The organism is Oleiphilus sp. HI0086, from assembly GCF_001635225.1.
In genome coordinates this window covers 1-870 of the sequence record NZ_LWFZ01001191.1, presented here as the reverse complement: position 1 = coordinate 870, position 870 = coordinate 1, and the positions used below count along the sequence as shown (strand labels likewise).

General features: G+C 43.8%; 2 protein-coding genes. Both read left to right on the top strand.

The window, feature by feature from the left end; genetic code table 11:
• Nucleotides 1–22 precede the first annotated feature (22 nt).
• Nucleotides 23–523 carry a type I-F CRISPR-associated endoribonuclease Cas6/Csy4 gene (gene cas6f / locus A3756_RS20740; RefSeq protein WP_068553781.1) on the top strand — a complete coding sequence of 167 codons (501 nt, stop codon included), beginning with the start codon at nucleotides 23–25 and terminating at the stop codon, nucleotides 521–523.
• 104 nt (nucleotides 524–627) lie between these two features.
• A complete protein-coding gene (vapB, locus tag A3756_RS20735; RefSeq protein WP_068553782.1) occupies nucleotides 628–852 on the top strand; it encodes a type II toxin-antitoxin system VapB family antitoxin in 225 nt (74 codons plus the stop codon).
• The last annotated feature ends 18 nt before the right edge of the window (nucleotides 853–870 follow it).

The window sequence follows — 870 nt, the reverse complement described above, 5'->3', positions numbered from 1 at the left end:
TATATAGATAGGTGTGTTGATCATGGGCGTCAGCGTTGATGCAAGGGTAAAGTTTCAGTTTATTGAAGTGTTATTGCAATGGGAAGGCAAGCTAACGACGCGGAAACTGATAGAGCAATTCGGTATCTCCCGTACTAGCGCTCAGAAATGGATCACCGAATACCGAAGCGCTGTTCCTCAAAACCTAGATCTCTATGACAGCAATGAAAAATGCCATCGTCCTAGTGATCAATTTCAACCTTGCTTTACTTCCGGAGAGCTTGAAGAATACCTTAGCTTTTTTGATGGTGGCTGGGTCAGCTCGCACTTGCAACTGATAGCGCCTCCAGTCAGAAATATCAAGCAGTATAAAGCCAAAATGTTTAACCAAAGCCTAGATAACCCATATGTTGAGTTAGTCGGTGGTTCTAATGGGGAAAAGCACAGACGTTTTATTGAGTTTGGCCCGGTAATGAATGAGCCTGTCTCAGGGAGCTTTAATCAGTTTGGCCTCTCAAAAAACGCAACCGTCCCCTGGTTTTAAACCCGTCGAATTAGGCGGGTTTAAATCGGCATATGCTTTACATATGCTTGTGCTGGGTGTAGCCTGATACTTAAGCAGTAGCTGTTATCGAGAGGAGAGTACTTATGAGAACCGTATCTATCTTTAAGAATGGCAAGAATCAGGCGGTTCGTCTTCCTAAAGACATGGAGTATGAAGGAGTGAGTGACCTGGAAATCGTAAAGGAAGGCGATACCATTATTCTTCGCCCTTCCAAGCCCAGCTGGTTGTCTTTAGCCGATACTGAGAAAGCGGATGACGATTTTCTGATTGAACGTGAAGATGTGATTGAAGACCAAGGACGGTTTTAAATGAAACAAACGTATATG

Coding starts and splice junctions, on each gene's coding strand:
- vapB (WP_068553782.1), top strand. CDS start 628: ATGAGAACCGTATCTATCTTTAAGAATGGCAAGAATCAGGCGGTTCGT.
- cas6f (WP_068553781.1), top strand. CDS start 23: ATGGGCGTCAGCGTTGATGCAAGGGTAAAGTTTCAGTTTATTGAAGTG.